A 21,114-nucleotide genomic window follows, 5' to 3' on the forward strand; every position below is an offset into this window, starting at 1 on the left:
AGCACGTCAGCGGGTGACGGTGAAGGAGGTCTTCGCCTTGCGGTCGGGAAACGCGCCCACGACCCGCACCTTCGCCCGGCCCGGCCGGTTCGGCACCGTGACCGTGGTCTTGAAGACTCCCTTGCGGTTGGCCTGACCGCCCGCGCCGGCGCCCGACACGCTGCCCTTGCGGCTCGGCCACCTGACCTTGATGCTGGCCGTCTCGCCGGGGGCGAGGCCGGTGACCTTGACGGTCTGCCTCGTGCCGGCCGCGACCCTCTTCGTGAGCGAGACGGCGAGCCTCTTCGCGCCGAGTGCGTTGATCCTCACGGTGTCGAAGACGCCCGATGCGTTGGCGACCTCGACCCTGCTGGTCGCGGTCCTCGCCGGGATCCTGATCCGCGGGCTCGCCGCACCGGTGGCGTCGGCGTAGGCCAGCACGGACTGCTCCCCGAGCATCGCGCAGACCGCCTCTCCCGGGGCGGCGTCGACGACGCCGACCGGCTTCCTGCCACCGGCCCTGACGTACTCGGCCGTGAACATCGCCCTCGGGTCGCCGTCCTGCGCGGCGAGCAGGCCCGGGAGCGCCTGGGCGGTGGCCCGGACGGTCTGGTCGAGGAGCCCGCCGGTGAGGGCCGTGCCCGACCCGGCCTCCTGGGCGGTGCCGTCGTAGAAGACGGCTCCGACCGCGGTCTGGTCGTAGTAGACGCAGTTCGCGACGTTGGCGGCCTGCCGCGCGCGCAGCCAGGCCGCGGCCTCGGCGGCGGCCCGGTCCTGGCCGGAGATCAGGAGGGCGTACGCCGCGAGGCCGGTGCTGTTGGCGTTCCCGGTCGGGATCGCCTGGTCCGAGCCGAACGAGCCGTCGGCGTTCTGCTCGCCCGCCAGCCAGGCGACGGCGGCGGCGACCGCGGCGGCGACATCGGTGTCGTCGAGCTGGGACTGGAGCGACTGGATCGCGAGCGCGGTCGCGTCCACGCTCGGCTGGCCGTTGCCGCCGTCGCACGTCTGGTCGGCGGCGTCGACGGCCGCGAACGAGCCGCGGAAGAAGCCGGCCGCGCACTGCTGGTCCAGCAGGAAGCCGGTCACCGAGTCCGTCAGGCCGCTCCCGGCGGCCTCGAGCGCCTGGACTGCGTAGACCTGCCCGAACGGGCTCGCGTAGTCGCCGTACTGGCTCTGGTCCTGGGTCCGGCCGGCCGTCGCGCCGGTCGTCAGGACCCGCCCCTCGAGCCGTTCGATCAGGTCCACGCCGCCGAAGTCGGTCGGGTCGTCGCCGGCCGCCCGAGCGAGCACCGCCGCCTTGGCCGTCGAGCCGGCGTACTCCTCGCCGCCGGTGCCGATGTAGCCGCCGACATTCGCGGCCACGGCGTCGCTGATGGTCTCGACGACCGAGGCGGGCGCGCCGGCCGCGTCGAGGCCGAGAGCGACATCGATGGTGCCGCCGATGTCGTCGTAGTCGTACTCCTGGTTGCGCACCAGGCCGCCCTGGAGCTGGGCGCCGAGCCAGTAGCCGGCCGCGGTGGCCGGTCCGGAGTCGGTCGCGGCCGTGGCCGGCGCGGACGTGGCGACGAGCGCCGGGAGGACGAGGGCGGGCGCGGCCAGCAGTGCCGCGACCCCTCGGACGATGGGACGCATGGTGTTCCTTCCCGCGGCTGCAGATCCCTCGACAGCGCGTATTCGGGACGCTTCGCAGCAGGTACTCCGGCTCGCTCGCTCCCCGTCGAGACGGGAGGCGGGCCTACGGTTGCGGGTCAGCGCCGGCTTCGGACCGGCTTCCCCCACTGCGGGCGCGATGTTGATTGGTGGCCGCAGCATATCCCCCCATCCCCCTCGCCGACTCGGCGCGTCTTGCCCACCCAGGGACGCCGACTCGGCGCGTCTTGCCCGCGCAACGGTGTCGAGTCGGCGCGTCTTGCCCACACGCCGGGCAACTTGCGCCGAGTCGCACCCACACGCCGGGCAACTTGCGCCGAGTCGCACCCCTACGGCGGGCAACTTGCGCCGAGTCGCGCTACTGCAGCTTCTCCAGGATCAGCTCGCGGACCCGGCCGGCGTCGGCCTGGCCCTGCATCTGCTTCATCACCGCGCCGATGAGGGCGCCGGCGGCGGCCACCTTGCCGTCGCGGATCTTCGCGGCAACGTCGGGGTTCGCGGCGATCGCGGCGTCGACGGCCGTCGAGAGCGCGCCCTCGTCGGAGACGATCGCGAGCCCGCGGGCGGCGACGATCTCGTCCGGGGTGCCCTCGCCGGCGAAGAGCCCGTCGAAGACCTGGCGGGCCAGCTTGTCGTTGAGGGTGTCCTCGTCGACCAGCGCCTGCACTCGCGCGACGTCGGCCGGGGTGACCGCGAGTGCGGTGACCTCGACGCCCTGCTCGTTGCCCCGACGGGCGAGCTCGCCGAGCCACCACTTCCGCGCCGCCTGCGGCGTGGTGCCGGCGGCGATGGTCTGCTCGATGGAGTCGAGCGCACCCACACCGACGGTGTCGCGCATCTCCAGGTCGGAGAAGCCCCAGTCCGCCTGCAGCCGCGCCCGGCGGGCGGTCGGGTTCTCGGGCAGCGTGCCGCGCAGCTCCTCGACCCACTCCCGCGACGGCGCGACCGGCACCAGGTCGGGCTCGGGGAAGTAGCGGTAGTCCTCGGCGTCGGACTTCTCCCGGCCGCTGGTCGTGACGCCGGTGTCCTCGTGCCAGTGCCGGGTCTCCTGGAGGATCCTCCCCCCCGCATCCAGTACGCCGGCATGGCGGGACATCTCGTAGCGGACCGCGCGCTCGACCGACCGCAGCGAGTTGACGTTCTTGGTCTCCGTGCGGGTCCCGAGGATGCCGGAGCCCCGGGGCGACAGCGAGAGGTTCACGTCGGCGCGGATCGAGCCCTGGTCCATGCGCGCGTCGGAGACGCCGAGCGCGACGATCAGGTCGCGCAGCTGGGCGACGTAGGCCCGCGCCACCTCGGGCGCCCTCGCGCCCGCCCCGAGGATCGGCCTGGTGACGATCTCGATCAGCGGGATGCCGGCGCGGTTGTAGTCGACCAGCGAGTGGTCGGCACCGTGGATGCGGCCGGTGGCGCCACCGACGTGCAGCGACTTGCCGGTGTCCTCCTCCATGTGCGCGCGCTCGATCTCGACGCGGAAGGTCTCACCGTCCACCTCCACGTCCATCCACCCGTCGAAGCAGATCGGCTCGTCGTACTGCGAGGTCTGGAAGTTCTTCGGCATGTCCGGGTAGAAGTAGTTCTTCCGCGCGAACCGGCACCACTGCGCGATGTCACAGTTCAGCGCCAGCCCGATCCGGATCGCCGACTCCACGGCCATGCGGTTCACCACCGGCATCGCGCCTGGCAGGCCCAGGCAGGTCGGGCACACCTGGGTGTTCGGCTCGGCGCCGAACCCGGTCGGGCAGCCGCAGAACATCTTCGACGCGGTGTTCAGCTCGACGTGGACCTCCAGGCCCATCGCCGGGTCGTACGACGCCAGCACGTCGTCGAAGGCCACCAGGGTGTCGCTCATGCGAGATTCTCCTCGGGAGGGACGAGCGGGCCGCCCCACTGGTCGTGCAGCAGCGCCTCGAGCGCGGCGCCCACGCGGTAGCAGCGGTCGTCGGCCAGCGCCGGCGCCAGGATCTGGAAGCCGGCCGGCAGGCCGTCCTCGTCGGCGAGGCCGCTCGGCACCGAGATCCCGGGTACGCCGGCCAGGTTGGCCGGGATCGTCGCGAGGTCGTTGAGGTACATCGCGAGTGGGTCGTCGAGCTTCTCCCCCAGCCTGAACGCCGTGGTCGGCGCGGTCGGCGAGACCAGCACGTCCGCCTGCTCGAACGCCGCGTCGAAGTCGCGCGAGATCAGCGTGCGCACCTTCTGCGCCTGCCCGTAGTAGGCGTCGTAGTAGCCGCTGGAGAGCGCGTAGGTGCCCAGGATGATGCGGCGCTTCACCTCGTCGCCGAAGCCCGCGTCGCGGGTCGCGCGCATCACCTCCTCGGCGCTGGCGCCGTCGGCGGGCCAGACCCGCAGGCCGTAGCGCATCGCGTCGAACTTCGCGAGGTTGCTCGACGCCTCCGCCGGCAGGATCAGGTAGTACGTCGCCAGCGCGTGCACGAACGTCGGGCAGGAGACCTCGACCACCTCGGCGCCGGCCTTGACCAGCAGGTCGACCGACTCCCGGAAGCGGGCCATCACGCCCGGCTGCCAGCCGCTCTGCCCATCCTCATGGCCGGCGAGCTCGGTGACGACGCCGACGCGCAGCCCGGACAGGTCGCCGCCCGCGCCGAGGCGCGCCGCCTCGACCAACGGCGGCAGCGGCTGGTCGATGCTGGTGGAGTCGAGCGGGTCGTGCCCGCCGATCACCTCGTGCAGCAGCGCGGAGTCGAGCACGGTCCGGGTCACCGGTCCGGCCTGGTCGAGGGAGTTGGCGAGCGCGACCAGGCCGTAGCGCGACACCCCGCCGTACGTCGGCTTCACGCCGACCGTGCCGGTCACGGCGCCCGGCTGGCGGATCGAGCCGCCGGTGTCGGTGCCGATCGCGAGCGGGGCCTCGAAGGCGGCCACGGCCGCGGCCGAGCCGCCGCCCGAGCCGCCCGGGATCCGGTCGAGGTCCCACGGGTTGTGCGTGGCGCCGTACGCCGAGTGCTCGGTCGAGCTGCCCATCGCGAACTCGTCCATGTTGGTCTTGCCGAGGATCGGCAGGCCGGCCTCGCGGAGCCGGCGCACCACGGTGGCGTCGTACGGCGGGATCCAGCCCTCGAGGATCCTCGACCCGCACGTCGTCGGCAGGCCCTCGGTGGCGAGCACGTCCTTCACCGCGATCGGCACGCCGTCCAGCACGGACAGCGGGGTGCCCGCGGCCCGGCGCGCGTCGGACTCCGCCGCCTGCGCGAGTGCGCCCTCCGCGTCGACGTGCAGGAAGGCGTGCACCTGACCGTCGACCATCTCGATCCTGCGCAGGGCGGCCCGGGTCAGCTCGACCGACGTCGTCTCGCCGGCCACGAGGGCGTCGGCCATCTCGGCCGCGGTCGTCCGCGTCCAGTCCGTCATCACTGCTCCTCGCCCAGGATCCGCGGCACGGAGAAGCGCTGCTCCTCGACCTCGGGGGCACCGGCCAGCGCCTGCTCCGGGGTCAGGCCGGGCACCACGACGTCCTCGCGGAAGACGTTCGTGAGCGGCAGCGCGTGCGAGGTCGGCGGGATGTCGTCGCCGGCGACGCCGCTGATCGAGGCGACCGACTCGAGGATCACCGACAGCTGCGGCGCCAGGTGGTCGAGCTCCGCGTCGGACAGGTCGATCCGGGCGAGGTTCGCCAGGTGGGCGACCTCGTCTCGGGTGATCTCAGGCATGGGCCAATCCTAGGAGCGCGCCCGTCCCGTCCCTCCAGCGACCTCAGAACGCGATGCCGTCCACCCCGCGGGAGACGATGTCGCTGGGCTTCCCGGCGAGCTCGCGTACGGCGCGCCAGGCCATGTCCATGGCCGAGTCGACGTAGGCGCGTGGGGCCGAGTCGGTGTTGGCGATCGCGATCCGGCCCCATCCCTTCCGGGCGACGTGGCTCGGCAGCTCGCCGTACGGCCAGAACTCGTCCCACGGCCGCCCGTACTCGTAGGCGTAGGCGTGGCCCCAGCGGTTGACGGTGATGCCCTCGATGTCGCGGGCCGGGTCGAACCCGCCCGGGCCGAGGGCCCGGGCCAGCTGGTCGCGGAGCTGCCGCTCGAGGGTGGCGAAACTGGTCTGAATCAGCTCGACGCGCCCGGCGGCGCCCTGCTCGCGGGGCGGCAGGCCGGGCTTGCAGACCGACTTCGCGAGATGCAGGACGGTCGCCTCCCGCGGGTGGTCGGGGAACTCGTAGCGCCCCATGCTGACCGGGAAGTCGAGCGCGACGCTGCCCCAGTAACCGGTGGGGTAGCGAACGCTCGCGACCTTGAGCTTGTCGAACGCCTTCCAGTTGCGCACCAGGACGCTGGTGTACATCAGCGCGAGGCGGCCGGCGTCCTTGAGCGCCCGGCGCTGCTCGGCCGAGATCTCCCGGGTGAGGTAGGGGATCATCTGGTTGTTGCACGCCAGGATCACGTGCGAGGCGCGCACGGTCTCGAGCCGGCCCTTGCGCACGTACGCCACCTGGACCCGCCGCGCGTCCCGCGGGTCGCCCTCGTGCCGGACCCGCACCGCGGGCGAGTTCAGCCGGATCCGCACGTCGTTGGTACGCCGGTCGAGCTGGTCGTACTGCAGGCGGTTGTTCGGGATGCTCGCCATCCCCTTGCCGGGCATCGCGTGCGGGATCATCTTCCGCACCAGCGAGTAGACGACGCCGGCGTTGCCCTCGGGGAAGTGGTAGATGTAGTCGTCCTCGGAGGTCCAGAGCTTGTGCCCGGTCGGGGCGATGCGCGGGTCCGGGTCACCGCTCCAGTCCAGGCCCAGGCCGTCGAACCCGACGAACTCGACCGACGCGTCCAGCGCCCCGACCCCGTCGGCGCCGTACCCCCAGTTGCCGTTGGGCGTGGTCTGCAGGAACTTCAGCGCGTCGTCGTGCGCGCCGACGTGGTCGCGCAGGTAGTCGAGGTAGGTGATCTCGGCCAGCCGGTCCTTCTTCTCGGCGTCGCTCAGGCCGGGCATCCAGTCCTGGGGGTCGTCGTAGATCGCGGACAGATCGGCCTTGGCCTGGTCGGCCATCGGGGCGTCCGCGAGGATCGTGGAGTAGGGGGTGCCGCCCTGCCAGGTCGTCAGGTGGTCGCGGCCCCAGGACTCCTCGTCGAAGAACAGCCCCCGCCCCAGGCCGTGGCGGGCGTTGAAGCCGGCGTCGAAGAACTTCTCGAACCGCTCGACCCTGATGCCGATGTCCACGAGCAGGTCCCGCGCCGGCGGTGCGTACGTCGACGGCGACTCGATCGACTGCGAGCCGCCGTAGCTCAGCAGGGTCCGGCCGGTGGTGCGGTACTCGTTGCGCCGGGCGTGACCGCCGATGTCCTCCAGTGCGTCGAGCACCAGGATCCGGCTCTTCCTGCCGAACTCCTTCTGGTAGTAGCGCGCCGCGGACAGGCCGCTGATGCCGCCGCCGACCACGACCAGGTCGTACTTCTCGCCCGTGTGGTGCGGCTCGGGGGCGTCGTCCCAGAACGTGCCGTCGCGCAGGGCGTGGGGGACGGCGAACGCCGCCGCCGTCTGTCCGCGCAGCCCGCGCCCGGTCGGCGGGTAGTAGCGCCGGCGGGACCCGCCGCCACCGGGCGGGGCTGCGGATGCCTGCCCGGCGCCGCCCAGCACCAGGCCGCCGGCCGCCGCGGCGCCCACCCCGACCGCGACCCCGTCGAGGAAGTCCCGTCGGGTGATGGCGCGGCCCATCCCCAGCTCGTCGTCGGTGTAGCCGGCCATGCGGACTCCCCTTCCGGTCAGGGACAGTCTCCACCCGTCCGGACGACGTCCACCAGGGTCAGAGGGCGTCCGGACCGCCGTCGAGCAGGGCCTTGAACCCCGCCTCGTCGAGGATCGGTACGCCGAGCTGCTCGGCCTTGTCGGCCTTGGAGCCGGCGTTCTCGCCCACCACGACGTAGTCGGTCTTCTTCGACACCGAGCCGGCGGCCTTGCCGCCGCGGACGAGGATCGCCTCCTTGGCGGAGTCGCGGCTGAAGTCGACCAGCGAGCCGGTGACCACGACGGTCAGCCCCTCGAGCGTGCGCGGCACGGACTCGTCGCGCACGTCGGCCATCGAGACCCCGGCCGCGGCCCACTTGTCGACGATCTCGACGTGCCAGTCGACGCCGAACCACTCGATGACCGCCTCGGCGATGGTCGGGCCGACGCCCTCGGCGGCGGCGAGCTGCTCCTCTGCTCCGTCGCGGATGGCGGCCCGGATCGCGGCCATCGAGCCGAACTCGGTCGCCAGCGCGCGGGCGGCGGTCGGCCCGACGTGCCGGATCGAGAGCGCGACCAGCACCCGCCACAGCGGCACCTGCTTGCGGTCCCCGAGGTTGTCGAGCAGGCGCTGGCCGTTGGCCGAGAGCACCCGGTCGCCCTCCTCGTCCTTCCTGGCCGCCCGGGTGAAGAGCTCGGTGCGCAGCAGGTCGTCGCCGGTCAGCCCGAAGACGTCGCCCTCGTCGGCGATCACCCCGGCGTCCAGCAGCGCGACCGCCGCCTCGTACCCGAGCCCCTCGATGTCGAAGGCGTTGCGACCCGCCACGAAGAACACCCGCTCGCGCACCTGGCCCGGGCACTTCTCGTGGTTGGGGCACCGCATGTCCTTGTCGCCCTCCTTCTGCTGCACCAGGCGGGTGCCGCAGGACGGGCAGGTCGTCGGCGGCCGCCACGGCTCGAGCCCCTCCGGACGCAGCGCCAGCACCGGCCCGAGGATCTCCGGGATCACGTCGCCCGCCTTGCGCAGGATCACCGTGTCGCCCGGGCGGACGTCCTTGCGCTCGACCTCGTGGAAGTTGTGCAGCGTGGCGTTCTCGACCGTCGAGCCGGCGACCTTGGTGGGCTCCATGACGCCGTACGGCGTGACCCGGCCGGTGCGCCCGACGTTCACCCGGATCTCGAGGAGCTTGGCGTTGACCTCCTCGGGCGGGTACTTGAACGCGATCGCCCAGCGCGGCGCCCGACTGGTCGACCCGAGCCGGCGCTGCAGCGCGACGTCGTCGACCTTCACGACGACCCCGTCGATCTCGTAGGGCACGATCGTGTGGCGGCGCTCGCCGGCGTCGGCGACGTACGCCTCGACGTCCTCGAGCGTCGGCACCACCCGCACCTGCTCGGAGACCGGCAGGCCCCAGGCCGCGAGCGCCTCGTAGGCGTGCGACTGCGCCGTGGGCTCGAAGCCCCGGCGGGCGCCGACGCCGTGGCAGACCATGCCGAGCGCGCGGCTCGCGGTCACCCGCGGGTCCTTCTGGCGCAGCGAGCCGGCGGCGGAGTTGCGAGGGTTCGCGAACGGCGCCCTGCCGGCCTCGAGCAGCGAGTCGTTGAGCCTCAGGAACGCCTCGACGGGCAGGAACACCTCGCCGCGCACCTCGATCAGCGCCGGCACCGGGAACTCCTCGGTGCCCGTCAGCCGGTGGGGTACGGCGTCGATCGTCCTCACGTTGGGCGTGACGTCCTCGCCCGTGGTGCCGTCGCCCCGGGTGAGGGCGCGCACCAGCCGGCCGTCCTCGTAGAGCAGGTTGATCGCCAGGCCGTCGACCTTGAGCTCGCACAGCAGCGCCGGGTCGGCCACCCCGTCGCGGGCGAGCCGGGCGTGCCAGGACTCGAGCTCCTCGAAGGTGAACGCGTTGTCGAGGCTCTCCATCCGCTGGAGGTGGGGATGCGGGGTGAACTCCGTCGAGACCGCGCCGCCGATCCGCTGCGTCGGCGAGTCCGGCGTCCGCAGCTCGGGGAGTTCCTCCTCGAGCTCCTCCAGCCGCCGCATCAGCCGGTCGAACTCGGCGTCGTCGAGCGTGGGGCTGTCGAGGACGTAGTAGCGCCAGCGCGCGTCCTCGACCTGCTCGGCGATCAGGCGGTGCTCCTCGCGCGGGTCGGTCATGGGACGCATTGTGCCGGTCGGAGCTGACCGGCACCGCCCACGCTCCGGTCCAGACCACTTCGCCACCTGCCGGGAAGAAGTCCGAGGAATCTCGGTTGGACCGGAATGCGGGGCGTGCCTACGCTGTTCCGGATGAAACGAAACCGTTCCGTTTCATCCAGGTAGCGCCGAAGGGATCATCCGATGACGCCGATCGAGCGCCCCCGCGTCGAGGGCGACCGCGAGCAGGAGATCCTCGACGCGACCCTCGAGGTGCTCGCGGACGTCGGCTACGACCGGCTCACGATGGACGCCGTGGCGGCCCGGGCGAAGGCCTCGAAAGCCACGCTCTACCGGCGCTGGGCCAGCAAGGTCAGCCTGGTCGTCGACGCGCTCCAGCACAGCAAGGGCCCGACCGAGACGCCCGACACGGGGAGCCTGCGGGAGGACCTGCGCTGCCTGATGTGCGCCGCCGGCGGTGTCGGCGACCCGCACTCGGTCGCCATGTTCGCGGCCATCCTGACCGCGATCGCCCGGGACGCCGAGTTCGCCGCGGAGTTCCGCGAGCGGGTGGTCGGCCCCAAGATCGCCGTCTCCCAGCAGATCTGGGAGCGTGCCCGCGAGCGCGGGGAGGTCAGCGTGGACGCCGACCTCTCCCTGCTTGAGCCGGCACTCGCCGGCATCGTCCTGCACCGCGTCTTCGTCCTCGGCGACACACCGGACGCCGACCTGATCACCCGCGTGATCGACCAGATCCTCCTGCCGGCCGCGACCCGCGGTGCGGCCTCCCACTGACCCTCGACCGAAGGAAACTCCCTGATGACCGACGTGGCCACCGCCGAGAGCACCGACTCCGGCAGGAAGCTGCACCTGGGATGGGCGCTGGTGCTCATCTCGATCGCCCAACTGATGGTGGTGCTCGACGCCTCCATCGCCAACATCGCGCTGCCCTACATCGGCAGCGACCTCAACATCGGCGACGCCAACCTGACCTGGATCGTCACCGGCTACGCCCTCGCCTTCGGCGGCCTGCTGCTGCTCGGCGGCCGGCTCGGCGACCTCTACGGCCGCCGCCGGATCTTCATGACGGGTCTCGCCGTCTTCGCGATCGCCTCGCTGCTGGGCGGCCTCGCCCAGAGCGAGGCCCTGCTGCTCGCCGCCCGCGGCCTCCAGGGCCTCGGCGCCGCGCTCGCCTCCCCCGCCGCGCTGGCGCTGATCACCACGACGTTCCCGGCCGGCCCGGCGCGCCACCGCGCGTTCGCGGTCTACGCCATGATGTCGGGCGCCGGCGCGGCCGTCGGCCTGATCCTCGGCGGCTGGCTGACCGGCCTCGACCCGATCCTCGGCCTCGAGGGCTGGCGCTGGACCTTCCTCATCAACGTCCCGATCGGCCTGGTCGCCGCCTCCCTGGCACCGCGCTTCCTCAACGAGTCCGAGTCGCACCCCGGCGAGCTCGACGTCCCCGGTGCCATCACCGGCACGCTCGGCCTGCTCGGCCTGGTCTACGGGTTCACCCGCGCCGGCGAGGAGCAGTACGGCTGGGGCGACACCTGGACCATCGCGGCCCTGGCCGCCGGCGTCGTACTGCTCGGGGTGTTCGCGTTCATCGAGTCCCGGGTGGAGCACCCGCTGCTGCCCGTCCGGATCTTCGCCAACCGCACCCGGGCCACCAGCTTCCTGGTGATGGCGCTGGTGCCGGCGGCGATGTTCTCGATGTTCTACTTCCTGAGCCTGTTCATCCAGCTGGTCGTGGGCTACAGCCCGCTGCACACCGGCATCGCGTTCCTGCCGTTCTCGGTGGGCATCGTGATCGGCGCGACGCTCTCGTCGAACCTGGCCAGCCGGGTCGATCCGCGCTTCATCGCCGGCGTGGGCACGCTGCTGGCGATGGTCGCCCTGATCGGGTTCTCCCGGCTCTCCGTGCCGGACTCGGCCGCGGACCTGATGGCGCTCGGTCCCGACGGCAGCCTCGGCTCCGACGTGAACTACTGGGCGTCGGTCTTCCCGTTCGTCGTGCTGATGTCGATCGGCATGGGCCTCACGTTCGTGCCGCTGACGCTGTCCGCGGTGCACCACGTGCGCGCCGAGGACTCCGGCATCGGCTCCGGCGTGCTCAACACGATGCAGCAGGTCGGCGGCGCGCTCGGCCTGGCGGTCCTGAGCACGGTCGCCCTCAATGCGTCCGAGGGCACCCGGAACGCGCTGGCCGGCGATCTGGTCGCCCGGGGCGTGCCGGTGGACCAGGCCGGCGGGCTGGCCTTCGTCGGCGCGTTCACCGAGGGCGCGACGTCGGCGTTCCTCGTCGGCGCCGGCCTGATCGCGCTCGGCTCGCTCGCGATCTGGGTCTTCCTCAACGTCAAGCACGAGGAGCTCGCGACCGACGGCCCCGAGGGCGCGCCGGCGCACGTGGGCTGACGCCGGAGGCTGGAGGACCGGCTAGGACAGCTGGTCCTCCAGCGCCTCGACGAGCGCGGCGAGATCGAGATCGAGGTCGCCGAGCGAGCCATGGCGATCAGAGGCTGCCGGCGGCTGTCCGCAGCAGCGTCAGCGCCGTGCGCGTCCAGGCCGGCGTCGCGCCGGCCAGCCCGCACGACGGGGTGACCACGAGGCGGTCGGACACCTCGCCGGGGTCGAGGCCGAGCATGTCGAGCCAGCGCAGCACGGACTCGGTGACGTGGGCGTCGCTCGGCTCGGTCGCCGGCGCGACACCGGGTACGACGCCGAGCGCGATCGTCTCCCCCGCCTCGAGCGCCTCGGCGAGCGCGTCGTGGTCGGCGGCCGAGAGCACCGCGAGGTCGACGGACAGCCCGACCGCTCCCGCGCCGCGGAGCAGCCCGAGCGGAGTCGCCGGCGCGCACGAGTGCACCCACGGCTCGGCGCCCGACTCCGCCACCGCGCCGAGCACCCACGCCAGCGCCTGCGCCGCCTCGGGCAGGTCGACGCTGCGGTGCTTGTTGAAGCCGGACGCCGTCGGCACCTGGCCCGCGAGCACGGCCGCGAGCGCCGGCTCGTCCACCTGGACGACCAGCCGGTCGACGCCCGGCAGCCGCCGGCGTACGTCGGCGACGTGGCCGCGCACGCCCTCGGCGAGCGCCTGGGCCAGCTCGCGGCGGGCACCGCGGTCGGCGAGCACCTTGTCGCCGCGCGGCCTCTCGACGGTCGCGGCGAGCGTCCACGGTCCGGCGACCTGGACCTTGAGCGGTCCGGCGTACCCCTGCGCCTGCTCCTCGAGCGCGTCCAGGTCCTGGGCCAGCAGGCTGCGCGCGCGGCGGTGGTCGACGCCGTCGCCCCCGCCGGTCAGCCGCCAGCCGGCCGGCTGGAGGTCGGCGCCGAGCTCGGCGACCACGGCCAGCCCACGGCCGGTCATGCTCGCGGTCGCGCCGCGGCCGGGCACCTCGGGCAGGTGCGGGAGGTCGGGCAACTCACCCAGCACGATGCGCAGGGCCTCGTCGAAGTCCTCGCCGGGCATCGACCCGACGCCAGTTGCCAGCGTCATGCGGTCGCCGCGATCGTCGCGGAGCCGACCACCCGGCTGCCGTCGTACAGGACCGCGGCCTGCCCCGGCGCGACGCCGTACGCCGGCGCCAGCAGCTCGATGTCGACGGACTCGCCGACGCGCACCCGCGCCGGAAGCTCCTCGCCGTGGGCCCGCAGCTGCACGGTCCCGTCGAGCGACTGCGGAACGGTGCCGCACCAGCGCGGCCGGATGCCGGTGAGCCGGTGGACGGCCAGCCGCTCGCGCGGGCCGACCGTGACCGTGCCGGAGACCGGCTCGATGTCGAGCACGAACCGCGGCCTGCCGTCCGCGGCCGGGACGCCCAGCCGCAGGCCGCGGCGCTGGCCGATCGTGAAGGCGTACGTCCCCTCGTGGCTGCCCACCACGGAGCCGGACTCGTCGACGATCGCGCCGCCGTGGTTGGGCGCGCGGTCGCCGAGCCTCTCGCGCAGCCAGCCGGCGTTGTCGCCGTCGGCGACGAAGCAGATATCGTGGCTGTCCGGCTTGTCGGCCACCAGCAGTCCGCGCTCGGCGGCCTCGCGCCGCACGTCGGCCTTGGTCGAGTCGCCGAGCGGGAACAGCGAGTGCCGCAGCTGCTCCTGGTCGAGCACGCCGAGCACGTAGGACTGGTCCTTGCCGTGGTCGACCGCGCGGTGCATCTCGACGAGGTCATCGGGGCCGGTGCGCAGCTGCGCGTAGTGGCCGGTCGCTACGGCGTCGAAGCCCAGCGCGAGCGCCCGGTCCAGCACCGCCGCGAACTTGATCCTCTCGTTGCACCGCAGGCACGGGTTGGGGGTCCGCCCGGCGGCGTACTCGTCCATGAAGTCCTCGACCACGTCCTCGTGGAACCGGTCGCTCAGATCCCAGACGTAGAAAGGGATCCCGATGACATCGGCCGCGCGACGGGCGTCGTTGGCGTCCTCGATCGTGCAGCAGCCGCGGGCGCCGGAGCGGTACGACGCCGGGTTGCGCGACAGCGCGAGGTGGATGCCCGTGACGTCGTGGCCGGCCTCGGCCGCGCGGGCCGCGGCGACGGCGGAGTCGACGCCGCCGGACATGGCGGCGACGACTCTCATGCGCGCGCTGCCCGGGCGCGCTCGACCGCAGGCCCGATCGCCTCCACCACGGCGTCGACGTCGGCCGCGGTGGTGGTGTGGCCGAGCGAGAAGCGCAGCGAGTGGCGCGCCTGCACCTCGTCGCACCCCATCGCGAGCAGCACGTGCGACGGCTGGGGCACGCCGGCGGAGCAGGCCGAGCCGGTCGAGCACTCGATGCCGCGGGCGTCGAGCAGCATCAGCAGCGAGTCGCCCTCGCAGCCGGGGAAGCCGAGGTGGGCGTTGCCGGGCAGCCGGCTCTCGGGGTGACCGTGCAGGTGTGCGTCGGGCACGACCCGGACCACCCGGCGGACCAGGTCGTCGCGCAGCGCGGCGACCCGGGCGGCGTACTCGGCCTGGTGCTTGACCGCGAGCTCGACCGCGGCCGCGAACCCGGCGATCGCCGGGGTGTCCAGCGTGCCGCTGCGGATGTCGCGCTCCTGGCCGCCGCCGTGCACCAGCGGGCTGACCGCGAGCTCGCGGCGCACCACCAGCGCGCCCGCGCCGTACGGCCCGCCGAGCTTGTGCCCGGTCAGCGTCAGCGCGTCCACGCCGGAGGCGGCGAAGCCGACCGGCACGTGCCCGACGGCCTGGACGGCGTCGGTGTGGACCGGGATGCCGTGCTCGGCGGCGATCGCGACGATGTCCTCGATCGGCTGGAGCGTGCCGACCTCGTTGTTGGCCCACATCACCGAGATCAGCGCGACCGAGGCGGGGTCGCGCCCGACCGCGACCCGCAGCGCGGCGACGTCGAGCACGGCGCGCTCGTCGACGTCCAGCAGCTCCACCTCGGCACCCTCGGCCTCGGCCAGCCAGTGCAGCGGGTCGAGCACGGCGTGGTGCTCGACGGTGGTGCTGAGGATGCGGGTACGGCGAGCGTCCTCGGCGCGGCGGGACCAGTAGACACCCTTGACCGCGAGGTTGTCGGCCTCGGTGCCGCCGGAGGTGAAGACGACCTCCCCGGGGCGGCAGTCCAGCGCCTGCGCGATCGTCTCGCGGGACTCCTCGACGACCCGGCGGGCGTGCCGGCCGGAGGCGTGCAGCGAGCTCGGATTGCCAACCTGGCGCAAATGCGCCGTCATGGCCTCGACGGCTGCGGGGACCATCGGGGTGGTCGCAGCGTGGTCGAGGTAGGCGGTCCGGCCGGGATCAAACGCAGTCATGCCGCCGACCAGCGTATCCGGCCGCTACTTGCGCGCCACCTCGGCCAGGACCGCCCGGTGGTCGCTGCCCGGGATCTCCCGGATGCGCATCCCGATCGCGGCCAGCCGCGGCCCGACCAGCACGTGGTCGATCTGGGCCAGGCTCGGGATCGGCACGCCGAGCAGGCTCACCCGCCCGCTGGCCGGCCAGGTCGGCTGCCAGCCCTGGTTGGCGAGCTCGCCGACGTCGCGGTAGCCGTCGTCGGCGAGCGCCCGCATCGGTGCGTGGTCGGCGGTCGCGTTGAAGTCGCCGACGACCAGGTCGGGGTCGTTCTCCGCCACCGCCGCCCGGACTGTCGCGAGGTCGTCGCGCCAGGCGTCGGGCTCGGTCGGCGCCCACGCGTGGACCGCGACCACGGTCAGATCGCCCATCGACACCACCCACCCGCCGCGCAGGGTGCCGAGCGGGACGCCCTTCCCGAGCTCGGTGCGGGAGAACACCATGGTCCCGTCGCCGCCGTACGCCGGCTCGCCGACCCGGTACGGCAGCAGATCGGCCAGCCCGGCCCGCTCCATGTCGGCGAGGTCGGCCTCGGTGATCTCCTGCACGACCAGCAGGTCGACGCCGTCCTCGCTGGCCGTCCGGACCACCTCGACCGGGTCGCCGGCTCCGGAGGAGATGTTCGCGGTCATCACCACGATCGGCTCGGCGCCCTCGGCCGCGGGCGGGTTCGCCCCGGTCACCTGCGGGGAGAACCACCACGCGTGCAGGCCCAGCCCGGCCAGGGCGAGCACGAGGACGCCGGTCGCCGCCCTCGAAGCGGCAGAGCGCCACCGGCGCCGGACGAGGAGCCGGACGCCCAGCAGGACGGCCGCGGCGGCGTACAGGACGAGCGCCAGGGGCGTGAACGCCTCGAGCCGGATCCAGAACCCGGCGTCGGGCTCGACCACCCGGGCGAAGGTCAGCGCGGCCGCCGGCACGAGCAGCACGACCACGACTGCCCAGAACACCAGCACCCGCGCACGCACGAGGTCGAACCTAGCGGTCAGTCGTGGGGGCAGTGCCTGGGCTGTTCCGACTGCCAAGTCGGCGCAATTGCGCTGTTGTGGCAGTCCTTGCCCCGGCCCGGCTGCCATTCCGGCGCAATTGCGCTGTGATGACGGTGCCTGCCGCGCTCCGACTGCCGGGTCGTCAGAGCAGGACCAGGTCGTCGCGGTGCACGACCTCGCGCTCGTAGCCCTTGCCCAGCTCGCGCCTGAGGTCGCTGGAGGAGCGGCCGAGCAGCCGCGGCAGCTCCTCGGCGTCGAAGTTCACCAGCCCGCGGGCGACCGGGGTGCCGTCGGGCGCGGCGATGTCGACCGGGTCGCCGGCGTGGAAGGTGCCCTCGACGCCGGTGATGCCGGCCGCGAGCAGCGACGCCCGGCGCTCGACGACCGCGCGCACGGCGCCGGCGTCGAGCAGCAGCGTGCCCTTGGGCTCGGTCGCGTGCGCGAGCCACAGCAGCCGGGTCGGGCGGCGGCGGCCGGTGGGGTGGAACAGCGTGCCGACCCGCTCCCCCGCGAGCGCAGCGGCGGCCCGATCGGCGGAGGTGAGGACGACCGGGATGCCGGCGCCGGCGGCGATCCGGGCGGCGTCGACCTTGGTGTGCATGCCGCCGGTGCCGACGCCGGCGGCCCCGGCCCGACCGATGCGGACGTCGGCGAGCTCGTCGACCGACAGCACCTCGGGCAGCAGCGAGCTGCCGGGCTGGGACGGGTTGGCGTCGTACAGGCCCTCGACGTCGGAGAGCAGCACCAGCAGGTCGGCGTGCACCAGGTGCGCCACGAGCGCGGCCAGCCGGTCGTTGTCGCCGAACCGGATCTCGCTGGTCGCGACCGTGTCGTTCTCGTTCACGATCGGCAGCACGCCGAGCTCGAGCAGCTTGGCGAAGGTCTGGTAGGCGTTGCGGTAGTGCGAGCGGCGGGTGACGTCGTCGGCGGTGAGCAGCACCTGCCCGGCGATCACGCCGTGCCGCGCGAGCTCCTCGGTGTAGCGGTGCACCAGCAGCCCCTGGCCCACCGACGCCGCCGCCTGCTGGGCCGGCAGCGCCCGCGGACGCCTCTTCAGCCCCAGCGGCGCGAGGCCGGCCGCGATCGCGCCCGAGGACACCAGGACCACCTCGACGCCGGCGGCGCGCAGCTTCGCGAGGACGTCGACCAGGTCGCGCACCCGCCCCGGGTCGATGCCGCCGGCGGCCGTGGTCAGGCTGGACGAGCCGACCTTGACCACGATTCGGCGGGCGCCGGTGACCTCAGCCCTCATCGGAGCCCTCATCGGGCCGGTCCGGGTCGTCGGCACCGCCGATCTCGTACGACGAGGGGCCGTATGCCTCCGGCCGGTCGAGGCGTCGCGCCACGTCGGCGCGGGTCTCGCCCTCGGCGCGATCGCCCATCGCCTCGTCGATGGCCCGGCGGCGGCGGGCCGCGGGCCGGGACTCCTCGAAGCGCTGGTCCTCGCCGCGACGGCCCAGCATCTCGACACCCGCGTCGATGCCGGGCCTGAAGTCGAACACGACCGCGTTGTCCGGGTGGCCGATGAGCACGGCGTCGCCCTCCTCCGCGCCGAGCGCGGCCAGCCTGGTCTCGACGCCGAGCCGGTTGAGCCGGTCGGCGAGGAAGCCGACGGCCTCGTCATTGCTGAAGTCGGTCTGTCGGACCCAGCGCTCGGGCTTCTCGCCGCGCACCCGCCAGGCGTGTTGTCCCGAGCCCGTCGAAGGGTCGCCGGTCCGCCTGACCGTGAACGCGTCGCTGCCGTCGGCGGACGCCGGCCGCAGCACGATCCGGGTCGCCTCGACGGCCGGCTTCGCGGCCCGGGCCGCTTCGACGATCCCGGCCATCGCGAAGGTCAGCTCGCGCAGCCCCTCGCCGGACGCCGCCGAGACCTCGAACACTCGGAGACCGCGCTCCCTCAGCTCGTCGACCACGAACGACGCGATGTCGCGCCCGTCCGGCACGTCGACCTTGTTGAGTGCCACGAGGCGCGGGCGATCCTCCAGCCCGCCGTACCGGGCGAGCTCGCTCTCGATCACGTCGAGGTCGTCGAGCGGGTTGCGGCCCGGCTCGATGCTGGCGGTGTCGACGACGTGCACGATCGCCGCGCAGCGCTCGATGTGGCGCAGGAAGTCGTGACCGAGGCCGCGGCCCTCGCTGGCGCCCTCGATCAGGCCGGGGACGTCGGCGACGGTGTACGTCGTGTCGCCGGCCGTCACGACGCCGAGGTTCGGCACCAGCGTGGTGAACGGGTAGTCGGCGATCTTCGGCTTCGCGCGCGAGATCGCGGCGATCAGGCTGGACTTGCCGGCGCTCGGGAAGCCGACCAGGCCGACGTCGGCGACCACCTTGAGCTCGAGGACGATCTCCAGCTCGTCGCCGGGCTCGCCGAGCAGCGCGAAGCCCGGCGCCTTGCGCTTGGACGAGGCCAGCGCGGCGTTGCCGAGGCCGCCCCGGCCGCCCTGGGCGACGACCAGCTCGGTGCCGGGGCCGACCAGATCCGCGAGGACCGTGCCCCTCGGGTCGGTCACGAGCGTGCCGTCCGGCACCGGCAGGACCAGGTCGGAGCCGTGGGAGCCGTTGCGGTGGCCGCCGGCGCCGTGGCCGCCGTGCTCGGCGCGCCGCTTGGGGCTGTGGTGGTAGTCGAGCAGCGTGGTGACGTCGGTGTCGACCCGCAGGATCACCGAGCCGCCGGGGCCCCCGTTGCCGCCGTCCGGGCCGCCGAGCGGCTTGAACTTCTCGCGGTGGACCGACGCCACGCCGTTGCCGCCGCGCCCGGCGCTGACGTGCAGCGTCACGCGGTCGACGAAGGTGGGGACGGCCATGATGCCTACTCTCTCGGAAGTTCTCGGCAAATGCCGAAGGGCGTCCCGGATCCGGGACGCCCTTCGATCTGCTGCGTGGGTGCGAGCGTCAGGTCACTCGCCCGGGACGACGTTCACGACCCGGCGGCCGCGGCGGGTCCCGAACTGGACCGAGCCGGCCACCAGCGCGAACAGCGTGTCGTCGCCGCCGCGGCCGACGCCGCTGCCCGGATGGAAGTGGGTGCCGCGCTGGCGCACGATGATCTCGCCGGCGTTGACGACCTGGCCGCCGTACCGCTTGACGCCGAGGCGCTGGGAGTTGGAGTCGCGGCCGTTCTTGGTGGACGCCGCCCCCTTCTTGTGTGCCATCTCTTCAGTCCTTCTCGGCCAGTCAGGCCTTGATGTCGGTGATCTTGACCTGGGTGTACTTCTGGCGGTGACCCTGGCGCTTCTTGTAGCCGGTCTTGTTCTTGTACTTCTGGATGACGATCTTCGGGCCCTTGGTGCCGCCGAGGACCTCGGCGGTCACCGACGCCTTGCCGAGCAGCTTGGCGTCCGAGGTGACCGACTCGCCGTCCACGACGAGGACCACCGGGAGGGTCACCGACTCGCCGACCTCGGTTGCGACCTTGTCGATCTCGATGACGTCGCCCACGGCAACCTTCTGTTGGGTGGCGCCAGCGCGCACGATCGCGTACACCGCGGTCTCCTTCGTCGAGTTCAAGCGTGTTCAGGTTCTGGGGCGCAACGCTCGGGCGGCGCCGCACAGGCTCGTTTGCACAGAGAGGGGCGCGCTTCCCAGCGCGCACCGAGGATCAATACTAGGGGTTCACGGTCGCTCGGCAAAACCGGCGGCGACCAGCCCGTCGCCCAGCGCCGTCCTCCAGTAGAGCACCTCCCGGCCCCGAGCGGCGACGCAGCACCGCCCCCGGCACCCAGTGGGTGGTGGTGCGCGACATCGTGCCGGACAGCTCACCGGCCGTTGCGGATCACGCTGGCGGCGCCGTACCTGCTCCTGTTGCCGGGTCCGCCTCGGTGCTGGTCACGCTGGCGAACACCCCGGCTCCGCCCCTAATGCCCCACGCGCGGACGTCTTCGTTGGGGTCAACCCGCCCATAGGGCTACGTCAGGTTATTTGATACACTATTGCAAGACCACCCCGGTCCATCGTCCCCGGTAGATTCGCCGCAAACTACTCTCGGGGCCGTTCAGAATCTCAGCTATAGATAGAACCGGAAATTCAGCAAGGCTCGAAAGGTAATAGAAGGTAATAATGGAGAAGACTGTTCCCGCACCACGCAATACGCAGGTTGATGGGGTCACAAGACATTTAACGCTCGGCGAGTTCGTGATTAACGAGCTGCGCCAAAGAATCGTCTTGGGAGAATTGCCTGCGGGATCTAGACTCGCCGTTGAGAAACTTGCCATGGAACTCTCGAGCAGCCGGATTCCAGTGCGCGAGGCGCTTCGCCACCTCGAAGGCGAGGGTCTTGTCGTCAATGCTCCGCGTCGTGGCGTGATGGTCTCCAAGGTCTCGAGAAGAGATGTCCACGATGCGTACAGTCTCCTGGAGTCAGCAGAGCTGTTAGCTGCCGCCACAGCTATAAATGAGGTGGACGAGGCGACACTTCAGCAGATGGATTACTGGGTGGAAGAAATGTTGCGCCTGCGCGATCGTCCAAAGTCTCGTGAAATGCTTGCGGCTCACCGCGCATTTCACTTCGCCATGTTTGACTCGATCGGCCCAGGCTTATTGCTGAGGCACATCAACATGTTGTGGAACGCCTGTGAGCGATATGTTGTGGCATCCATGATCGATGATGACGTCACCGTTCGGGGCAGCGTTGAAAGGCATAAGGAATTCATCACTCATTTGAAGCAACGGGACTTGGACTCACTTACTGATCTCATACGCCGCCACTTGCACGCCAGTCGCGAGCGAGCCTACCAACAATTGGCTCCCTGACTTACCGGGCATCGCTCGCGCTTCTCTTCCACAGAGAAGGCCCGGCAAGCATTCGGTCTTTCGCGGGCGGCCGCACTCGGCAAGTAGCCCATCTGTCGATCCAGGGCGTCGGGTCACACGCTCAACCTCCCTATCGCCCTCCACCGA

At 72.4% G+C, this 21,114-nt stretch carries 17 protein-coding genes and 1 riboswitch; of the genes, 3 read left to right on the top strand and 14 right to left on the bottom strand.

Annotation, left to right across the window (positions count from 1 at the left end):
* Positions 1 to 6: 6 nt before the first annotated feature.
* From ACYVKX_RS22710 to ligA, 6 genes are all read right to left on the bottom strand, one after another.
* On the bottom strand, positions 7 to 1,611 hold the full coding sequence (locus tag ACYVKX_RS22710; protein WP_460835976.1) for a prenyltransferase/squalene oxidase repeat-containing protein: 1,605 nt from the start codon (positions 1,609 to 1,611) through the stop codon (positions 7 to 9).
* A 39-nt stretch (positions 1,612 to 1,650) separates the two neighbouring features.
* Positions 1,651 to 1,777: riboswitch (cobalamin riboswitch) on the bottom strand.
* Positions 1,778 to 1,987: 210 nt separating this feature from the next.
* Positions 1,988 to 3,481, bottom strand: coding sequence for an Asp-tRNA(Asn)/Glu-tRNA(Gln) amidotransferase subunit GatB (gene gatB, locus ACYVKX_RS22715; RefSeq protein ID WP_460835977.1), 1,494 nt, complete (start codon positions 3,479 to 3,481; stop codon positions 1,988 to 1,990).
* Positions 3,478 to 4,998, bottom strand: coding sequence for an Asp-tRNA(Asn)/Glu-tRNA(Gln) amidotransferase subunit GatA (gene gatA, locus ACYVKX_RS22720; protein ID WP_460835978.1), 1,521 nt, complete (start codon positions 4,996 to 4,998; stop codon positions 3,478 to 3,480). Before gatA ends, gatB begins: the two co-directional genes overlap by 4 nt.
* Positions 4,998 to 5,297 (bottom strand): Asp-tRNA(Asn)/Glu-tRNA(Gln) amidotransferase subunit GatC, encoded by a 300-nt coding sequence (gatC, locus tag ACYVKX_RS22725; protein ID WP_460835979.1) that lies wholly within the window; start codon positions 5,295 to 5,297, stop codon positions 4,998 to 5,000. The genes gatA and gatC overlap by 1 nt, the downstream gene beginning before the upstream one ends.
* A gap of 43 nt (positions 5,298 to 5,340) precedes the next feature.
* Positions 5,341 to 7,320 (bottom strand): NAD(P)-binding protein, encoded by a 1,980-nt coding sequence (locus ACYVKX_RS22730; RefSeq protein ID WP_460835980.1) that lies wholly within the window; start codon positions 7,318 to 7,320, stop codon positions 5,341 to 5,343.
* Between the two features lie 58 nt (positions 7,321 to 7,378).
* A complete protein-coding gene (gene ligA / locus ACYVKX_RS22735) occupies positions 7,379 to 9,457 on the bottom strand; it encodes an NAD-dependent DNA ligase LigA (RefSeq protein WP_460835981.1) in 2,079 nt (692 codons plus the stop codon).
* A gap of 183 nt (positions 9,458 to 9,640) precedes the next feature.
* Between ligA and ACYVKX_RS22740 the strand changes: the two genes are divergently transcribed.
* Positions 9,641 to 10,231 (top strand): TetR/AcrR family transcriptional regulator, encoded by a 591-nt coding sequence (locus tag ACYVKX_RS22740; protein ID WP_460835983.1) that lies wholly within the window; start codon positions 9,641 to 9,643, stop codon positions 10,229 to 10,231.
* Between the two features lie 24 nt (positions 10,232 to 10,255).
* The gene (locus tag ACYVKX_RS22745; RefSeq protein WP_460835984.1) at positions 10,256 to 11,851 is read left to right on the top strand and encodes an MFS transporter; all 1,596 of its coding nucleotides are present in this window, start codon (positions 10,256 to 10,258) and stop codon (positions 11,849 to 11,851) included.
* A 97-nt stretch (positions 11,852 to 11,948) separates the two neighbouring features.
* Here ACYVKX_RS22745 and ACYVKX_RS22750 read toward each other — a convergent pair whose 3' ends face one another.
* The 8 genes from ACYVKX_RS22750 to rplU all read right to left on the bottom strand — a co-directional run bounded on the left by ACYVKX_RS22750 (position 11,949) and on the right by rplU (position 19,701).
* Positions 11,949 to 12,932 (bottom strand): uroporphyrinogen decarboxylase/cobalamine-independent methonine synthase family protein, encoded by a 984-nt coding sequence (locus ACYVKX_RS22750; protein WP_460835985.1) that lies wholly within the window; start codon positions 12,930 to 12,932, stop codon positions 11,949 to 11,951.
* Complete coding sequence (gene mnmA, locus ACYVKX_RS22755) at positions 12,929 to 14,008, bottom strand: tRNA 2-thiouridine(34) synthase MnmA (RefSeq protein ID WP_460835986.1); 1,080 nt, start codon at positions 14,006 to 14,008, stop codon at positions 12,929 to 12,931. The genes ACYVKX_RS22750 and mnmA overlap by 4 nt, the downstream gene beginning before the upstream one ends.
* The gene (locus tag ACYVKX_RS22760; RefSeq protein WP_460835987.1) at positions 14,005 to 15,189 is read right to left on the bottom strand and encodes a cysteine desulfurase family protein; all 1,185 of its coding nucleotides are present in this window, start codon (positions 15,187 to 15,189) and stop codon (positions 14,005 to 14,007) included. The genes mnmA and ACYVKX_RS22760 overlap by 4 nt, the downstream gene beginning before the upstream one ends.
* Before the next feature lie 24 nt (positions 15,190 to 15,213).
* Positions 15,214 to 16,197, bottom strand: coding sequence for an endonuclease/exonuclease/phosphatase family protein (locus tag ACYVKX_RS22765; protein ID WP_460835988.1), 984 nt, complete (start codon positions 16,195 to 16,197; stop codon positions 15,214 to 15,216).
* Between the two features lie 163 nt (positions 16,198 to 16,360).
* Positions 16,361 to 17,470 (bottom strand): glutamate 5-kinase, encoded by a 1,110-nt coding sequence (gene proB / locus ACYVKX_RS22770; RefSeq protein WP_460835989.1) that lies wholly within the window; start codon positions 17,468 to 17,470, stop codon positions 16,361 to 16,363.
* Entirely contained in the window at positions 17,460 to 19,022 is a 1,563-nt protein-coding gene (obgE, locus tag ACYVKX_RS22775; RefSeq protein ID WP_460835990.1) for a GTPase ObgE, read from the bottom strand. Before obgE ends, proB begins: the two co-directional genes overlap by 11 nt.
* Before the next feature lie 93 nt (positions 19,023 to 19,115).
* On the bottom strand, positions 19,116 to 19,370 hold the full coding sequence (gene rpmA / locus ACYVKX_RS22780; protein WP_460835991.1) for a 50S ribosomal protein L27: 255 nt from the start codon (positions 19,368 to 19,370) through the stop codon (positions 19,116 to 19,118).
* Between the two features lie 22 nt (positions 19,371 to 19,392).
* On the bottom strand, positions 19,393 to 19,701 hold the full coding sequence (rplU, locus tag ACYVKX_RS22785; RefSeq protein WP_460836068.1) for a 50S ribosomal protein L21: 309 nt from the start codon (positions 19,699 to 19,701) through the stop codon (positions 19,393 to 19,395).
* Positions 19,702 to 20,274: 573 nt separating this feature from the next.
* Here rplU and ACYVKX_RS22790 point away from each other — a divergent pair.
* A complete protein-coding gene (locus tag ACYVKX_RS22790) occupies positions 20,275 to 20,967 on the top strand; it encodes a GntR family transcriptional regulator (protein WP_460835993.1) in 693 nt (230 codons plus the stop codon).
* The last annotated feature ends 147 nt before the right edge of the window (positions 20,968 to 21,114 follow it).

This window comes from Nocardioides hungaricus, assembly GCF_054782915.1.

Coding starts and splice junctions, on each gene's coding strand:
- ACYVKX_RS22750 (WP_460835985.1), bottom strand. CDS start 12,932: ATGACGCTGGCAACTGGCGTCGGGTCGATGCCCGGCGAGGACTTCGAC.
- obgE (WP_460835990.1), bottom strand. CDS start 19,022: ATGGCCGTCCCCACCTTCGTCGACCGCGTGACGCTGCACGTCAGCGCC.
- ACYVKX_RS22760 (WP_460835987.1), bottom strand. CDS start 15,189: ATGACTGCGTTTGATCCCGGCCGGACCGCCTACCTCGACCACGCTGCG.
- mnmA (WP_460835986.1), bottom strand. CDS start 14,008: ATGAGAGTCGTCGCCGCCATGTCCGGCGGCGTCGACTCCGCCGTCGCC.
- ACYVKX_RS22790 (WP_460835993.1), top strand. CDS start 20,275: ATGGAGAAGACTGTTCCCGCACCACGCAATACGCAGGTTGATGGGGTC.
- rpmA (WP_460835991.1), bottom strand. CDS start 19,370: ATGGCACACAAGAAGGGGGCGGCGTCCACCAAGAACGGCCGCGACTCC.
- proB (WP_460835989.1), bottom strand. CDS start 17,470: ATGAGGGCTGAGGTCACCGGCGCCCGCCGAATCGTGGTCAAGGTCGGC.
- ligA (WP_460835981.1), bottom strand. CDS start 9,457: ATGACCGACCCGCGCGAGGAGCACCGCCTGATCGCCGAGCAGGTCGAG.
- gatA (WP_460835978.1), bottom strand. CDS start 4,998: ATGACGGACTGGACGCGGACGACCGCGGCCGAGATGGCCGACGCCCTC.
- ACYVKX_RS22730 (WP_460835980.1), bottom strand. CDS start 7,320: ATGGCCGGCTACACCGACGACGAGCTGGGGATGGGCCGCGCCATCACC.
- gatC (WP_460835979.1), bottom strand. CDS start 5,297: ATGCCTGAGATCACCCGAGACGAGGTCGCCCACCTGGCGAACCTCGCC.
- ACYVKX_RS22745 (WP_460835984.1), top strand. CDS start 10,256: ATGACCGACGTGGCCACCGCCGAGAGCACCGACTCCGGCAGGAAGCTG.
- ACYVKX_RS22710 (WP_460835976.1), bottom strand. CDS start 1,611: ATGCGTCCCATCGTCCGAGGGGTCGCGGCACTGCTGGCCGCGCCCGCC.
- ACYVKX_RS22740 (WP_460835983.1), top strand. CDS start 9,641: ATGACGCCGATCGAGCGCCCCCGCGTCGAGGGCGACCGCGAGCAGGAG.
- gatB (WP_460835977.1), bottom strand. CDS start 3,481: ATGAGCGACACCCTGGTGGCCTTCGACGACGTGCTGGCGTCGTACGAC.